Source organism: Psychrobacillus sp. FSL K6-2836 (assembly GCF_038003085.1).
Taxonomy (GTDB): domain Bacteria; phylum Bacillota; class Bacilli; order Bacillales_A; family Planococcaceae; genus Psychrobacillus.
The window spans coordinates 2,775,603-2,791,634 of record NZ_JBBOOM010000001.1; the positions used below are offsets into that span (position 1 = coordinate 2,775,603).

Sequence of the window (16,032 nt, forward strand, 5' to 3'; positions counted from 1 at the left end):
TGAGAGAGGAAAGGAACATACTAACGTATGTGACTGACCGAACGAATGCAGTTGACGAAGAAGTACGATGTGTATTGAAAGCCGAAGAGTCTAGTGATGATGGCGAAGAGGTCACACCCGTTCCCATACCGAACACGGAAGTTAAGCTCTTCAGCGCCGATGGTAGTTGGGGGTCTCCCCCTGTGAGAGTAGGACGTCGCTGGGCACCAAATAAAAGTCGTTGCCGAGTAATTGGTAGCGGCTTTTTTGTATTAAAAAATAAGCCGTAGGCAGTCTATCTCTATAAGAAAGTATGCGAGAAAGTAGAGGGGCAAAGAGTTCAAGGAAGAAAGTGAGAGAGACTCGGAGCGTATAACATACGCGAGAATTGAACGAATGCGGCTGACGAAGAAATCTGCCGCCCATCTGCTTTCGCAGCCCCGGACACGGAAGTAAAGCTCTTGCGCCGATGGTAGTTGGGGGTCTCCCCCTGTGAGAGTAGGACGTCGCTGGGCACCAAAGAAAAGTCGTTACCGAGTTATCGGTAGCGACTTTTTTTGTATGTCTATAAAGAAAGTTCAATTAAATAATACTATTAATTTCTGTTCCAACTGGCCATTTTCCGTGATCTAGGCTGAGTTTCTAGGGACTCAATAGCATTATATGCGATTACGTAAATGAATAACTTTCTATAGAATATAGGATCAATTTTTTCTGGCTATATCAAAAATAGCGGAACCAGTGGGAAAAAGCCGAAGGCAGATTCACTCTATAAGAAATGTGTGAGAAAGTAGAATGGTAAAGAGTTTCAGGAAGTCTTAGAGCATATACAACTTTACTCATTTAAATAAATAAAATATATTGCTGCTAGAATTAAATAGGATACAGTTAACTAAACAACAATATGAGGCAAGTAATACAGATACTTTTATATTAAATGTTTAGTTCAAAGCAAAAGATTGGTTGAATTGTCTCGGAATGGTATGCTGCCACCTATCCCTATATCTGATTAAGTGGTTTTTCCTTAATTGGATATTTACATTAAAATAGGAATAAGTATTTAAAGTCTTTCACCTAAACTAATACAGCAAGATACTTTAATAACTTTAATTTTTAGAAAATAACCTGTAATAGAGGGGGTGACATTATGTTTAAGAAAAGCCTCAGATGCTCTTTAATATATTTTAATATCAACTGTTTGGTAATTAATTGTTAAAGAAGAGGTTAAGTGGATTGATAATATAATTGTTTATTTTGTAGTTTTCTTAATTATTCTGCTTTTTGAATGGTCAAAGCCCCCTTATAAGTGAAGTAAAGGAAAACAATGAATAAATGTTATTGGTCGTTAGATATTACAATTCTTTTATTTATAAGTTAGTGAATTAATTTAACGGATGATTTAGTTAAGAATGGAAAGTAAAATACATGAGCTTGGAGACACATGATATGCTCATTTTTATGTGTATTTTAATTTTGCTATAAATAACGGAAATAATCACTGCACTTAGAATGCGGTGTTTCTCATTCTTAACTTATCTTCAGTTTTACAAGTTCCATGAACACTTGCCAAGATAAGCATTTGCTTTTTTTTACTTAAGTGGCTTTCTATTTTCCTATTGTCGAAGAATTGAAAACATACTAATAAAGTTGTAAATATTAAGTAGAAACGCCGTTAAAACAACTCACCCATTTCTTTAAACGGAAATGGTAAGCTTTGAAAGAGTTATTTTGCTTCGGTCTCTAACCACTAATACACAGACTTGTTCAATGGAAATACCTTTTTTTGAAGCAGACTGCCACGTTTTCTTGGTTTACAGTTCGGAATAACTTTTCTTCCTTTATGACTTTCTCAGAAGTATGTCTACTTCTACTAGTTCTTCAAAAATATCGATACTTTCTTCTGCGAGTGCAGACAATACTTTATGCCTCCAGTAAAAAGAGGATACGTGTGATATCAATTTTTAAAGTGGTTTTACAAGTGATAGACCATTTAACATATACTCAATCCATTTTAGAACGATACATAGGGAGAGTTGGTCAAATCAGTGCTTAATTTATGAAGTCTTTACACTTATAAACTTGCCGACCATCACGCTCATGATGACGACAATGAAAACCTGAAAACTTTCTCAATTCACCTATTAAAGTTCCTTGTTGTGAAACTGACGGCAAGAAATGACGAGTTAGATAATCTAAAATCGTCGTTTTTCTGTCTCTATCGCTTAAAGTAGAAATATCAGCTATTATGTTTGCTGAAGTCATTTGTGTTCGGATACTACAAAAGAGGATGGGTTATTCAAAATCAACCAATAACTTGAACATTGCCTATTAAATATAAAGTTTTAAAAAAAAATCGAAAAAATCACTTGCCAATGTTAATAACAGATGGTATAGTTATCAAGTTGTCATTTTCATTAGTGACTTACACGGAAAACAAATTTTAAAAAGTTGTTGACAAAGATATCAGGATTTGATATGATAATAAAGTCGTCAAAACGACATCGCAACAACATGAACATTGAAAACTGAACATGCAAAACGTTAAGACATACAGCTTATCAGCTAACTTGTTAGAATGATAAGCAAAACAATTTTGACATCATTTAATGATGATGCCAGCAAAACAAAATGAGCTTTTTAAGTTCTCTATTATGGAGAGTTTGATCCTGGCTCAGGACGAACGCTGGCGGCATGCCTAATACATGCAAGTCGAGCGAATGACGAAGAAGCTTGCTTCTTCTGATTTAGCGGCGGACGGGTGAGTAACACGTGGGCAACCTGCCCTGTAGATTGGGATAACTCCGGGAAACCGGGGCTAATACCGAATAATCCATTTCCTCACATGGGGAAATGTTAAAAGACGGTCTCGGCTGTCACTACAGGATGGGCCCGCGGCGCATTAGCTAGTTGGTGAGGTAACGGCTCACCAAGGCGACGATGCGTAGCCGACCTGAGAGGGTGATCGGCCACACTGGGACTGAGACACGGCCCAGACTCCTACGGGAGGCAGCAGTAGGGAATCTTCCACAATGGACGAAAGTCTGATGGAGCAATGCCGCGTGAGTGAAGAAGGTTTTCGGATCGTAAAACTCTGTTGTGAGGGAAGAACAAGTACGAGAGTAACTGCTCGTACCTTGACGGTACCTCATTAGAAAGCCACGGCTAACTACGTGCCAGCAGCCGCGGTAATACGTAGGTGGCAAGCGTTGTCCGGAATTATTGGGCGTAAAGCGCGCGCAGGCGGTCCTTTAAGTCTGATGTGAAATCCCACGGCTCAACCGTGGAAGGTCATTGGAAACTGGGGGACTTGAGTACAGAAGAGGAAAGCGGAATTCCAAGTGTAGCGGTGAAATGCGTAGAGATTTGGAGGAACACCAGTGGCGAAGGCGGCTTTCTGGTCTGTAACTGACGCTGAGGCGCGAAAGCGTGGGGAGCAAACAGGATTAGATACCCTGGTAGTCCACGCCGTAAACGATGAGTGCTAAGTGTTAGGGGGTTTCCGCCCCTTAGTGCTGCAGCTAACGCATTAAGCACTCCGCCTGGGGAGTACGGTCGCAAGACTGAAACTCAAAGGAATTGACGGGGGCCCGCACAAGCGGTGGAGCATGTGGTTTAATTCGAAGCAACGCGAAGAACCTTACCAGGTCTTGACATCCCGCTGACCGCTCTAGAGATAGAGTTTTCCCTTCGGGGACAGCGGTGACAGGTGGTGCATGGTTGTCGTCAGCTCGTGTCGTGAGATGTTGGGTTAAGTCCCGCAACGAGCGCAACCCTTGATCTTAGTTGCCAGCATTTAGTTGGGCACTCTAAGGTGACTGCCGGTGATAAACCGGAGGAAGGTGGGGATGACGTCAAATCATCATGCCCCTTATGACCTGGGCTACACACGTGCTACAATGGACGGTACAGAGGGTCGCAACCCCGCGAGGGTGAGCAAATCCCATAAAACCGTTCTCAGTTCGGATTGTAGGCTGCAACTCGCCTACATGAAGCCGGAATCGCTAGTAATCGTGGATCAGCATGCCACGGTGAATACGTTCCCGGGCCTTGTACACACCGCCCGTCACACCACGAGAGTTTGTAACACCCGAAGTCGGTGGGGTAACCCTTACGGGAGCCAGCCGCCGAAGGTGGGACAGATGATTGGGGTGAAGTCGTAACAAGGTAGCCGTATCGGAAGGTGCGGCTGGATCACCTCCTTTCTAAGGATAATATCGGAATACAGATCTTTATCTGTATCTTAACGTTTTGCAGTTCAGTTTTGAATGTTCATTTTTATATGAAGATTCGAAATTTGTTCTTTGAAAACTGGATAAAACGACATTGAAACAATAAACAACAAGAAATTCTGTTGTGATTATTTACGTAATCATGACGTGTAAGACTTTTTAACTTTTAGGTTAAGTTAATAAGGGCGCACGGTGAATGCCTTGGCACTAGGAGTCGACGAAGGACGGCACTAACACCGATATGCTTCGGGGAGCTGTAAGTGAGCTTTGATCCGGAGATTTCCGAATGGGGAAACCCACTGTTCGTAATGGAGCAGTACATTTGCGTGAATACATAGCGCATCTGAGACACACCCAGGGAACTGAAACATCTAAGTACCTGGAGGAAGAGAAAGAAAAATCGATTCCCTGAGTAGCGGCGAGCGAAACGGGAATAGCCCAAACCAAGAGGCTTGCCTCTTGGGGTTGTAGGACACTCTACATAGAGTTACAAAGGAATGAGTTAGACGAAGCGATCTGGAAAGGTCCGCAGGATAGGGTAAAAGCCCCGTAGTCCAAAATTCATTCTCTCTTGAGTGTATCCTGAGTACGGCGGAACACGTGAAATTCCGTCGGAATCCGGGAGGACCATCTCCCAAGGCTAAATACTACCTAGTGACCGATAGTGAACCAGTACCGTGAGGGAAAGGTGAAAAGCACCCCGGAAGGGGAGTGAAATAGATCCTGAAACCGTGTGCCTACAAGTAGTTAGAGCCCGTTAATGGGTGATAGCGTGCCTTTTGTAGAATGAACCGGCGAGTTACGATTACATGCAAGGTTAAGTTGAGAAGACGGAGCCGCAGCGAAAGCGAGTCTGAATAGGGCGAATGAGTATGTGGTCGTAGACCCGAAACCAGGTGATCTACCCATGTCCAGGATGAAGGTAAGGTAACACTTACTGGAGGTCCGAACCCACGCACGTTGAAAAGTGCGGGGATGAGGTGTGGGTAGCGGAGAAATTCCAATCGAACCTGGAGATAGCTGGTTCTCTCCGAAATAGCTTTAGGGCTAGCCTCAAACGTTAGAATCTTGGAGGTAGAGCACTGTTTGGACTAGGGGCCCATCCCGGGTTACCGAATTCAGACAAACTCCGAATGCCAATGATTTATGTTTGGGAGTCAGACTGCGAGTGATAAGATCCGTAGTCAAGAGGGAAACAGCCCAGACCACCAGCTAAGGTCCCAAAGTATTTGTTAAGTGGAAAAGGATGTGGCGTTGCTTAGACAACCAGGATGTTGGCTTAGAAGCAGCCATCATTTAAAGAGTGCGTAATAGCTCACTGGTCGAGTGACGCTGCGCCGAAAATGTATCGGGGCTAAACAAATCACCGAAGCTGTGGATTGATACCTTTGGTATCAGTGGTAGGAGAGCGTTCTAAGGGCGTTGAAGTCAGACCGGAAGGACTGGTGGAGCGCTTAGAAGTGAGAATGCCGGTATGAGTAGCGAAAGACGGGTGAGAATCCCGTCCACCGTATGACTAAGGTTTCCTGAGGAAGGCTCGTCCGCTCAGGGTTAGTCGGGACCTAAGCCGAGGCCGATAGGCGTAGGCGATGGATAACAGGTTGATATTCCTGTACCACCAAACCACCGTTTGAGTAATGGGGGGACGCAGAAGGATAGGGTAAGCATGCTGTTGGTTATGCATGTCCAAGCAGTAAGGTGTGAATGTAGGCAAATCCGCATTCTATAACATTGAGCTGTGATGGCGAGGACGTATGTCCGGAGTTCCTGATTTCACACTGCCAAGAAAAGCCTCTAGCGAGGTGATAGGTGCCCGTACCGCAAACCGACACAGGTAGTCGAGGAGAGAATCCTAAGGTGAGCGAGAGAACTCTCGTTAAGGAACTCGGCAAAATGACCCCGTAACTTCGGGAGAAGGGGTGCTCTTTAGGGTGAATAGCCTTGAAGAGCCGCAGTGAATAGGCCCAGGCGACTGTTTAGCAAAAACACAGGTCTCTGCAAAACCGTAAGGTGAAGTATAGGGGCTGACGCCTGCCCGGTGCTGGAAGGTTAAGAGGAGTGCTTAGCGCAAGCGAAGGTGCGAATTGAAGCCCCAGTAAACGGCGGCCGTAACTATAACGGTCCTAAGGTAGCGAAATTCCTTGTCGGGTAAGTTCCGACCCGCACGAAAGGCGTAACGATCTGGGCACTGTCTCAACGAGAGACTCGGTGAAATTATAGTACCTGTGAAGATGCAGGTTACCCGCGACAGGACGGAAAGACCCCGTGGAGCTTTACTATAGCTTGATATTGAATTTTGGTGCAACTTGTACAGGATAGGCAGGAGCCATAGAGCCCGGAGCGCCAGCTTCGGAGGAGGCGTCGGTGGGATACTGCCCTGGTTGTATTGAAATTCTAACCCATACCCGTAACCCGGGTAGGAGACAGTGTCAGGCGGGTAGTTTGACTGGGGCGGTCGCCTCCTAAAGTGTAACGGAGGCGCCCAAAGGTTCCCTCAGAATGGTTGGAAATCATTCGAAGAGTGTAAAGGCAGAAGGGAGCTTGACTGCGAGACCTACAAGTCGAGCAGGGTCGAAAGACGGGCTTAGTGATCCGGTGGTTCCGCATGGAAGGGCCATCGCTCAACGGATAAAAGCTACCCCGGGGATAACAGGCTTATCTCCCCCAAGAGTCCACATCGACGGGGAGGTTTGGCACCTCGATGTCGGCTCATCGCATCCTGGGGCTGTAGTCGGTCCCAAGGGTTGGGCTGTTCGCCCATTAAAGCGGTACGCGAGCTGGGTTCAGAACGTCGTGAGACAGTTCGGTCCCTATCCGTCGTGGGCGTAGGAAATTTGAGAGGAGCTGTCCTTAGTACGAGAGGACCGGGATGGACACACCGCTGGTGTACCAGTTGTTCTGCCAAGAGCATCGCTGGGTAGCTATGTGTGGACGGGATAAGTGCTGAAAGCATCTAAGCACGAAGCCCCCCTCAAGATGAGATTTCCCATTACGCAAGTAAGTAAGATCCCTCAAAGACGATGAGGTAGATAGGTTCGGGGTGGAAGCGTGGCGACACGTGCAGCTGACGAATACTAATCGATCGAGGACTTAACCAAATTTGTTTCAGTTCCAATGTCGTTTATCCAGTTTTGAGTGAACAAACACTCTATATATGAGGGTTTCAAGACACGTGTAATTCGAGGAAACAATTGAGAGAGGAAAGGAACATACTAACGTATGTGACTGACCGAACGAATGCAGTTGACGAAGAAGTACGATGTGTATTGAAAGCCGAAGAGTCTAGTGATGATGGCGAAGAGGTCACACCCGTTCCCATACCGAACACGGAAGTTAAGCTCTTCAGCGCCGATGGTAGTTGGGGGTCTCCCCCTGTGAGAGTAGGACGTCGCTGGGCACCAAATAAAAGTCGTTACCGAGTAATTGGTAGCGGCTTTTTTGTGTTAAAAAATAAGCCGTAGGTAGTCTATCTCTATAAGAAAGTATGCGAGAAAGTAGAGGGGCAAAGAGTTCAAGGAAGTAAGTGAGAGAGAGACTCGGAGCGTATAACATACGCGAGAATTGAACGAGTGCGGCTGACGAAGAAATCTGCCTCCCATCTGCTTTCGCAGCCCCGGACAAGGAAGTAAAGCTCTTGCGCCGATGGTAGTTGGGGGTCTCCCCCTGTGAGAGTAGGACGTCGCTGGGCACTAAAGAAAAGTCGTTACCGAGTTATCGGTAACGACTTTTTTTATAATGAGATTAGCTGATTTAGTGAACTTTTATTTATAGCTGTTTAATCTTCAATTATAAAATATTTAAACTTTACTAACTTTACTCACTTTATACTCTTCGACATATTCTTCTTGGTCCAATACTTCAATAACATTAGACCAATGCAAAGCTGTCCCTACGAAATCTCTTACATCCAATCCCTTCATTTCATATGTAGCTTCGTCATTAACAGTTCCTGTAGCATCTTCAATAAATGTGACTTTATAGCCCCTGTCATAGGCTGCTATTGCAGTAAACTGGCAACAAAACTCAGTGTTAAATCCTGTTATAAAAAGATGTTCCACACCTAGTTGCTCTAACTTATCACTAAGTTCTGTCTGAAAAAAAGCACTTGGTGTTTTCTTTTCAATTACAATATCTGCATATTCTTTTAAAGAACAATGCAATTCTGAGCTTGGCAATTCTTTATTAAAAGGGCTTGTTTCTTCATCATCTAAATTTCTTATAAATATTACTGGTTCCTCATTTTCTTTAAAGTCTTTAATAATACTTTCAATCCTGTTAAGTTCTCGATGAAAATCTCTAAATTCCACAATTGCATTTTGTACATCAATTACTAATAGTGCTTTCATGTCTCCACCCCCTGTTTAATATGCTTCTTTTATAGTAATTTATTCGACATAGATACCTAATTTCCTGCTTGCACTATACCGCATCGTTAACGAAAAGGCATCTCCACTTATTGCAGAAAGGTACGCTTATGTGAAAAATTATTATTCAGACTTCCTATTTTTTTCGTGAAATTCTTTAATTCTTATAAATGGAGATACAATTTTTATAAATTTAGCATCGGAAAATAATAATACTGTTTATTTATCTGTATTCTGTTTTTAGTTGATGATGTTCATCATAATGAGAAGATGGATGATATGGAATCGAAGGTGACTCTGAAAGATTATGCAAACGCTTTTTATATTCTTCTAAGTAGCGTTCTCGTTCCTCTTCATCGTGTGATGGTGTCCAGGCAATAAATGGTTCGATCGGTTCCAAACCTGTGAAGATAGTTTATGTTGCCCCAAAGTTAGTTAGGACTAGCTTTTCTTTTAACAGTAGTAAGGAAAATACTCAAAAGAACTATCACAGCACCCAAAATATTTTTCCCTGACATGATCTCATGCAAAAATAAATATCCAAATAAAGCTGCAAAGACGGGTTCCATTGAAAAAATCAGTCCCGTTCTAGTTGGTGTCGTATATTTTTGAGCAACTGTCTGAAGTATGAACCCTATAGCACTACACAAAATGCTAAGCATAGAAATGGCGAACCATCCTTCCGCTGTTTTTGGTAATATAGGTGTCTCATAGAGTAAGGAAAATATAAATCCAAACAAACCTGCAAACCCTAATTGCGTAATTCCCAAGTTTAGGGAGTCTACCTTTTTGGAGACTACTCCAACTATTGTAATATGCAGTGCATAAAAGAAAGCACCTATTATACAAAGGATGTCTCCTATTGCAACTTGAAATGGACTCTGAATAGTTAAGAGGGCAATTCCTAAGAGCGCTCCAAGAATGCTTATCATTATCTTTCGTTCGATCCTAGTCCTTAATACAATGACATTGATCAAAGGTACAAAAATTACGGTCAAGCTAACTAGAAACCCTGCATTAGATGTTGATGTCGTTTTTAAGCCGAATGTTATCGTTGTAAAAACGATAAACAAAATAAAACCTAATAATATACTAAATTTTAGTGTCATAAAATCTAACTGCTTCATACGGCGATAAAAGAGCAATGCTGCAAGTACAAAAGCAATCCCAAAACGAAGAGCAATTAGATTAAATTCAGAAATCGTGTCCAGGCCTATTTTCATGAAGAGATATGACGAACCCCAACAGATAGTGACAAATAGAATAAGTAAATTAGATTTGAATTCACTCATTCTAATCCCTCCTTTTTTATAAATCCAGTATACTAAGCATACAAGTATAAATAAAACGCATGTTACTTATATCAAATATGAGTAAAACTAATATAAGGGGCATAAAAGATGAGTATAAGTAAATACAAAGTACTTAGCAATGTAGTAAAGTATGGGAGCCTAACAAAAGCTGCTGAAGTGATGGGGTATACACAATCTGGGGTTAGTCATACTATCAACAGTTTAGAAGAGGAATTGGGTTTTTTACTAGTCGTAAGAGGGCGTTCTGGAGTTAAATTGACCAAGAACGGTGAACAACTTATGAAAACCATTAAAGAAATCTTAAAGTGGAATGAACACCTGGAGCAGGAAGTTGCCTCGATTCATGGGATTGAAGTTGGTATGATTAATATCGGTACTTTTACTAGTGTTTCTGTACATTGGCTTCCTAAAGTCATCAAGTATTTTCAACAAGATTATCCTAAAATTAAAATCAATCTGGTTCCTGGGGATTACCGGCAAATAGAAGAGTGGCTTATAAACGGAGATATTGATTGTGGGTTCGTTTCTCTTCCTACAGTGGATAAGCTTGATGTAATCCCTTTAAAACAAGACCGAATGCTTATCATATTACCTCCTGAACATCCTTTAAGTTCAAGTAGTACGATTCCATTGCAAAAAATAAAGTATGAACCTTTCATCATGCCAAGAAAAGGGTCAGATGATGATATTAATCGAGTTCTTACAGCAGCTTCCATTAAACCGGATGTCAAATTTATTGCAGGGGATGACCATGCTATTATGGCGATGGTTGAAATGGGGCTAGGGATCAGCATACTGCCAGAACTTGTTCTAAGAGGACATCAACGAAATATTCATATTAAAGAAATGATAGAACCTATAAACCGTACTCTTGGAATAGCGGTTAGTTCTATGAAAAATATTTCTCCGGCTACAAAGAAGTTTCTAACTTACATTCAAAATTCTTCGTCTTAACTACTAATGAGAGGGGCAAGGTTAGTTTTAACTTTTTTAATTAACCTGAATATCCAGTGACGAATTACTTGATTTACGGAACGGAAAATTTTATTCTTCTTTTAAAAAAGTCAGAAGAAAATCTTTCTAAAGTAACAAAAAAGTATCAGCACAATTATTGTACTGATACTTTTTTAATTAACTCTCAGCCATTAATGCATGTGTATTTCCTTCGGTATCTTTAAAGAATGCCATCCATGTCTCTGTATCCCCGACCTTTGCAACCATATGTGGTTCATCTATAAAAATAGCTCCTGAATCCTTCATTCTAGAAACCTCCCTATTTAAATCATCTACTTGGAAATACAAGACGGAGCTTGGATGATTGAATTCTTCCCTTTCAGGTCGACTTAATAGAAGTCTCGTTTCTCCACATTGGAAAAATGCAAGACCGTCCATTTCAAATAATAACGATAACTTAATAACGTCCCTATAAAATGCAACAGCTCGTTTTACGTTTTCTACATTTACCGCGACTTGACCTAATTTTCATAAATCATATCCCTCTTTTCTTATATCTATTTATTCTCTATTACTTTGTAAATTCCTTTTAAATGGTCAAATGTAAGCAAATAGAAGTGGGTTATAATTCCAAATTAAACTAGACAATTCTCAAACGATATTATATACTACATTACAACACTAATGCACTGATTTTCAAATGAGAGGAGATTAACCTCAGGTGATTATAAATACCGATAGTACTAAGCCGATATATGTGCAAATTGCAGAGTGGTTGGAGAATGAAATCATAGCAGAGCGTTTTAAGGATGACGAAAAAATATATTCTCAATATCAATTGGCGGAGCTTTTTAATATTAATCCGGCTACAGCTGCAAAAGGACTAACGATACTAGTTGAGGAAAATATTTTATATAAGAAAAGGGGACTTGGGATGTTCGTAGCACCAGAGGCCAAAATAATGATTCTGGAAAAACGGAGAAATGAGACACTTACAAAAATGGTAATGGACATAGTTTTAGAAGCAAAAAGGTTATCGGTAACAAAAGAGGAACTAATACAACTCATCCATAACTGCGAGGAGGAAATCTAATGAATGTGATAGATTGTCAAAAAGTAAGTAAAGGTTTTCGACGGACTAATGCTTTAGTGGATATAACATTTCAACTGACAGAACAAAAGATAACAGGGCTTATAGGACGTAATGGAGCTGGGAAGACCACTTTACTCAAAATAATGGCTGGCTTTACTAAGCATCGGTCAGGTGAAGTAAGCGTTTTTGGGAAAAATCCTTATAATAACTTGATGGTTTCTGCAAACAGTATTTTGGTGGATGATCAAATGACTTTTCCAGACTCCCTTACCTTAGAAGAAATATTGCAAAGTGCACCAGCTTTTTATAAAAGGTGGGATGCACAGCTTGCTGCTCGTTTATTTCAATACTTTAGTTTGGATTCAAAGCAGCAGCATTCTAAGCTATCCAAGGGCGCAAGGGCTACATTCAATATGATTTTTGGATTGTCAACTCGCTGTGAGTTAACGATGTTTGATGAGCCAACGAATGGAATGGACGAAGCGGTTCGAACCGACTTTTATAGAGCTTTACTAAAGGATTATATAGCTCATCCTCGCTCTATTTTAATCTCTAGCCACCATTTAGCAGAAATAGAGCATTTACTGGAGGATATTTTATTAATTCATAAAGGGAAAGTTGTATTCCATGAATCTCTAGATAAAGTAAAGGAATATGCGGTAGCTGTTCAGGGTCCAATTGCTGATGTAGAAAGATGGACAGAGGGGGAAGAAATTCTTCATTCCAAAAGGGTTGATGCACAAAGGCTTTATGTAGTAGTTAAAAACAATTCTAAGATGGAGAGTGCTCGTCTAGAAGGTGCTGTTATTCAAGCGTTACCTGCTAGTGAGGTGTGCATGTATGTGACGAGTGAGACGAAAGGGGGAATCGATGATGTTTTTAAGTAATAGTAGCCTAACGAGTGTCGTGCTATCTCAGGTGAAGTTTAAACTAAATGCATATAATGGATTGATTTATTCGCTAATTATTTTACAGATACTGGGGATACTTTTTGCAGGCGAAGCAGGAGGTAGTGGAACTTCTTTTAATAATACTTCTATTAGTATAAATATATCTTCTATTGATATTGGTTTTATTTTTATGTCATTACTAGCTATTTCAGTGGGAAACCTAATAACTACTAAAGCGTATCGATATGATGACTTTTCATTTGTGGCAACTCGTCTTAGTAGTAATTTAGCTAATTGTATTGTCCTATTAATTTTTAGTTGCTTTGCGGGTGTAACTACTTTCCTATCAGGTTATCTAATGCGTATCTTTTTAACTTTCAATAGTAATAATGAATTTGTAGAAGGTTCTACTATTCTAGAGAATCCTATTAATTCTCTACTAACTATTCTAGCGATGATAACTCTTTTATGGATGTTCAGCTCAATAGGATATATAGCTGGCACTTTGTTTCAAAAGCATAAGCTATTGTTTTTTGGTGCAATAGTAATTATTGTTATGTTGTTAATGACAGGTATTTGGAATAGGATATCAGAATCTATTTTTGTTGAGAACGGTTCATTGCTGATACTTGTTATGAAGATTTTCGTCATAACGATATTGCTCTTTGCGACATCCACTGCGATCTCAAATCGTTTGGAGGTTAGATCATGAGTATTACATGGCTGATTCTATTTATTGGATTAATACCTATAGTCATCGGAATAATCATTGTTCTTTATCTAACGAAAAAAGTAAAATATAAAGGGAACTTACGTCTAAATAAAATTATTATAACTGTCTATGTCGGTATATTAATCGCTTCAGGTGTTGTATATGAACTTTTACCAAAAGAAACTATGTTAGAAAAATTATCCGTTGAAGAGTTAGTACAATTACAAACGGAAAATAATTCTTTTCAAAAATCTTTACTTAAACTAGAAGAAAACAAATTCAATCAGAAGTTTCTTAAGGAAGAATGGTCTCATGAATTAAGTGGAAATACATTATCTCTAGAGTATAAAGGAAATGATCCATACACAACAAAAGTGGTAGTGGAATGGATTGACTCTACTGATCTTAAAGTAGAAGGGATAGAATATAGAACTCATATAAATGTATTTGGACTAAAAATTGAGGACAGAATTCCACTTAATGAATTGGACTGGAATGGAGATCAGTTAGTCATTCAAGAGCCTTCCGAGCAAGAGCTTAATTTAGAATTGTTTTCAAATGAATTGTATTCTTTAAAACAGTCATTACTTGATGAGGAAATTAGAATGGTAAGAGGTTTGACATATATTCACTTAAAAGTCCCAAAACATATAGAAATAGTGGACCCATTAGGACTGCAAATATATTAATCAAAAATAAAGTGCCTGCTAAATGCAAGGCACTTTATTTTAGCTTCACATCAAATAAGAATTTCAATCGTCCCATTAAAACCTTCGATGGAATAAAAGGGAATAAAAAGTCACGAACTCCGGCAATTGGTGAAGATTGAATTTGAGCGGTTGCACCTATTTGACGAGAAAGACGGATTACTTTTGCAGTTCTTTCAACTCGTTTCTCTTCATAAAATGCTAACACGTTATCCACATTTTCAAATTGTTTGAAGCCATTTCCAAGAACAATGGCATCTTCAATTGCTTGCCCAGCTCCTTGTCCCATATTGGGTGTAGTAGCGTGAGCAGCATCACCTAGTAAGATAACCCTCCCAAAAACAAACTGTCGCAACGGTTTAATATCAGATATATCATGATGAAGAATCTTTTCAAAAGGTGTAGTGGTAATGATGTTATGCACAACCTTTGGGAAGTGTTGAAATAATTCTCCGATTTCCTGGGAAGTGAGATGCTGAAATTGTGGATTTCTTGCAGCTGTATTAATGCAAGCGAACCAATATACTAATCCATTTTTCATAGGAGCCATCCCAAATCGGCCTTGTGTAGACCATAATTCGGTGGACGTGTATTCATCAACTCTTTCTTTATTTTCGGTTATACCTCTCCAGCATGTATAACCTGCGTATCTTGGAACAGAGCTGGGGACAATCTGTTGCCGTATAGATGAGTGGATACCGTCGGCAGCTATGAGTAAATCGGCGATCACAATAGTACCGTCTTCAAAATGGATGGTTACTTGAGTATCGCTTTGGTCGACTGATATGCATTTTTTACTGTATTGAAGTGTATTAGGTTGAAGTGCTTCCAGAAAAGTCCTATGCAAATCAGCGCGATGAATAGTAATATTTTCTTGACCATATAGCTCTTTTAGTACGGTGAAATCAATCGTATTTAAAGGTTTTCCACGCTCATTTTGAAAGACCTGTGTATGAAGTACATGACCATTCGCAAATACATCTTCTCCAACTCCAATTTCCATCAGTGCCTGTAAAGCGTTCGAACCTATTCCTATACCAGCGCCAACTGGCTGAAAGGCAGGGTTTGCCTCAAATACTTGAACAGAAAATCCTTGTTTTTGTAAAGTAACGGCAGCACAGAGACCCCCGATACCTCCACCTATAATTGCTATTTTCATTTGGAAACACCTCCGACTCTTGTGATAAGCTACTTAAAAGGGGTGAAATTCATGGTTAAGCTTACTATTTATAATGACAGTTATAGAAAATCGTTAGAGAATTATCCGTTATCTGAGGAGCAGCTTTCATTTACTGGACATCCATTAGAATTACTAGAACGAGCTCAAATAAATGCATCGTATACTCCCATAATTATAACGGAAGATGATCTAGTTGCTGGTTTTTTCGTGCTAGACACTGGTGAGGATAAATTCCATTATACAGATAGTGAGGAGAGTATTTTACTTAGAGGGTATTCAATACATCCAGAATACCAGGGGAGGGGAATCGCGCAAAACTCTATGAAACTACTACATACTTTTGCTGCCAAGTATTTTCCAGATATAAAAAGAGTTGTACTTGGAGTGAATGAAGCAAACAAAGCTGCACAGGCCGTGTATGAAAAATCGGGTTTTATCGATGAAGGTAGAATGTTTAATGGAAGATCTGGTATACAAATTGCAATGTCGCTTCCTTTAAATCAATAAAAGGCTGGGACAGAAGTAGAAATTTTATTGGATAAGGAGAAACCTTTACTAAATAATGGATATTTAATAAAATTGACTGAAATGGAGGGGCGACTCCTACGGGG

10 protein-coding genes, 4 rRNA genes and 2 pseudogenes are annotated in these 16,032 nt (G+C 40.2%); 10 read left to right on the plus strand and 6 right to left on the minus strand.

Translation table 11 applies throughout. The annotated features are described in order from the left end of the window. Positions 1-89 precede the first annotated feature (89 nt). Positions 90-205: ribosomal RNA gene (gene rrf, locus MKY37_RS13230) — 5S ribosomal RNA — on the plus strand. A gap of 1,278 nt (positions 206-1,483) precedes the next feature. Here rrf (MKY37_RS13230) and MKY37_RS13235 read toward each other — a convergent pair. Next, positions 1,484-2,241, minus strand: a pseudogene (locus MKY37_RS13235) (hypothetical protein). Between the two features lie 386 nt (positions 2,242-2,627). Here MKY37_RS13235 and MKY37_RS13240 point away from each other — a divergent pair. The 3 genes from MKY37_RS13240 to rrf (MKY37_RS13250) all read left to right on the plus strand — a co-directional run bounded on the left by MKY37_RS13240 (position 2,628) and on the right by rrf (MKY37_RS13250) (position 7,605). After that, a 16S ribosomal RNA gene (locus MKY37_RS13240) occupies positions 2,628-4,181 on the plus strand. Positions 4,182-4,377: 196 nt separating this feature from the next. Continuing rightward, a 23S ribosomal RNA gene (locus tag MKY37_RS13245) occupies positions 4,378-7,306 on the plus strand. Between the two features lie 183 nt (positions 7,307-7,489). Next, a 5S ribosomal RNA gene (gene rrf / locus MKY37_RS13250) occupies positions 7,490-7,605 on the plus strand. Together the 16S, 23S and 5S rRNA genes form the textbook arrangement of a ribosomal RNA operon. Before the next feature lie 400 nt (positions 7,606-8,005). On the opposite strand, the gene MKY37_RS13255 is transcribed toward rrf (MKY37_RS13250), so the two are convergent. The 3 genes from MKY37_RS13255 to MKY37_RS13265 all read right to left on the minus strand — a co-directional run bounded on the left by MKY37_RS13255 (position 8,006) and on the right by MKY37_RS13265 (position 9,864). After that, the gene (locus MKY37_RS13255; RefSeq protein WP_340777818.1) at positions 8,006-8,554 is read right to left on the minus strand and encodes a cysteine hydrolase family protein; all 549 of its coding nucleotides are present in this window, start codon (positions 8,552-8,554) and stop codon (positions 8,006-8,008) included. 241 nt (positions 8,555-8,795) lie between these two features. Further along, on the minus strand, positions 8,796-8,972 hold the full coding sequence (locus MKY37_RS13260) for a hypothetical protein (protein ID WP_340777819.1): 177 nt from the start codon (positions 8,970-8,972) through the stop codon (positions 8,796-8,798). 31 nt (positions 8,973-9,003) lie between these two features. After that, entirely contained in the window at positions 9,004-9,864 is an 861-nt protein-coding gene (locus MKY37_RS13265) for a DMT family transporter (RefSeq protein ID WP_340777821.1), read from the minus strand. A gap of 108 nt (positions 9,865-9,972) precedes the next feature. Between MKY37_RS13265 and MKY37_RS13270 the strand changes: the two genes are divergently transcribed. Next, positions 9,973-10,839: a LysR family transcriptional regulator gene (locus MKY37_RS13270; protein ID WP_340777823.1), complete on the plus strand. Its 867-nt coding sequence runs from the start codon at positions 9,973-9,975 to the stop codon at positions 10,837-10,839. A 177-nt stretch (positions 10,840-11,016) separates the two neighbouring features. On the opposite strand, the pseudogene MKY37_RS13275 reads toward MKY37_RS13270, so the two are convergent. Beyond that, positions 11,017-11,367: pseudogene (locus MKY37_RS13275) on the minus strand (VOC family protein); the annotation flags it as partial. Positions 11,368-11,560: 193 nt separating this feature from the next. Between MKY37_RS13275 and MKY37_RS13280 the strand changes: the two are divergent. The 4 genes from MKY37_RS13280 to MKY37_RS13295 are packed head-to-tail and all read left to right on the plus strand — an operon-like array spanning position 11,561 to position 14,223. Continuing rightward, on the plus strand, positions 11,561-11,932 hold the full coding sequence (locus MKY37_RS13280; RefSeq protein WP_340777824.1) for a GntR family transcriptional regulator: 372 nt from the start codon (positions 11,561-11,563) through the stop codon (positions 11,930-11,932). Beyond that, on the plus strand, positions 11,932-12,819 hold the full coding sequence (locus tag MKY37_RS13285; protein ID WP_340777826.1) for an ABC transporter ATP-binding protein: 888 nt from the start codon (positions 11,932-11,934) through the stop codon (positions 12,817-12,819). Before MKY37_RS13280 ends, MKY37_RS13285 begins: the two co-directional genes overlap by 1 nt. Next, positions 12,806-13,534, plus strand: a complete 729-nt coding sequence (locus tag MKY37_RS13290) for a hypothetical protein (protein ID WP_340777828.1) — start codon at positions 12,806-12,808, stop codon at positions 13,532-13,534. The genes MKY37_RS13285 and MKY37_RS13290 overlap by 14 nt, the downstream gene beginning before the upstream one ends. Further along, complete coding sequence (locus tag MKY37_RS13295; RefSeq protein WP_340777831.1) at positions 13,531-14,223, plus strand: hypothetical protein; 693 nt, start codon at positions 13,531-13,533, stop codon at positions 14,221-14,223. The genes MKY37_RS13290 and MKY37_RS13295 overlap by 4 nt, the downstream gene beginning before the upstream one ends. A gap of 34 nt (positions 14,224-14,257) precedes the next feature. Here MKY37_RS13295 and MKY37_RS13300 read toward each other — a convergent pair whose 3' ends face one another. Then, on the minus strand, positions 14,258-15,400 hold the full coding sequence (locus MKY37_RS13300; protein ID WP_340777833.1) for an FAD-dependent monooxygenase: 1,143 nt from the start codon (positions 15,398-15,400) through the stop codon (positions 14,258-14,260). A 51-nt stretch (positions 15,401-15,451) separates the two neighbouring features. On the opposite strand from MKY37_RS13300, the gene MKY37_RS13305 reads away from it, so the two are divergent. Next, on the plus strand, positions 15,452-15,928 hold the full coding sequence (locus MKY37_RS13305; protein ID WP_340777835.1) for a GNAT family N-acetyltransferase: 477 nt from the start codon (positions 15,452-15,454) through the stop codon (positions 15,926-15,928). Positions 15,929-16,032: the final 104 nt, after the last annotated feature.

Bases quoted from the DNA above. Each gene is read 5' to 3' on its own strand.
- MKY37_RS13255 (WP_340777818.1), bottom strand. From the start codon at position 8,554: ATGAAAGCACTATTAGTAATTGATGTACAAAATGCAATTGTGGAATTT.
- MKY37_RS13265 (WP_340777821.1), bottom strand. From the start codon at position 9,864: ATGAGTGAATTCAAATCTAATTTACTTATTCTATTTGTCACTATCTGT.
- MKY37_RS13270 (WP_340777823.1), top strand. From the start codon at position 9,973: ATGAGTATAAGTAAATACAAAGTACTTAGCAATGTAGTAAAGTATGGG.
- MKY37_RS13285 (WP_340777826.1), top strand. From the start codon at position 11,932: ATGAATGTGATAGATTGTCAAAAAGTAAGTAAAGGTTTTCGACGGACT.
- MKY37_RS13290 (WP_340777828.1), top strand. From the start codon at position 12,806: ATGTTTTTAAGTAATAGTAGCCTAACGAGTGTCGTGCTATCTCAGGTG.
- MKY37_RS13295 (WP_340777831.1), top strand. From the start codon at position 13,531: ATGAGTATTACATGGCTGATTCTATTTATTGGATTAATACCTATAGTC.
- MKY37_RS13300 (WP_340777833.1), bottom strand. From the start codon at position 15,400: ATGAAAATAGCAATTATAGGTGGAGGTATCGGGGGTCTCTGTGCTGCC.
- MKY37_RS13305 (WP_340777835.1), top strand. From the start codon at position 15,452: ATGGTTAAGCTTACTATTTATAATGACAGTTATAGAAAATCGTTAGAG.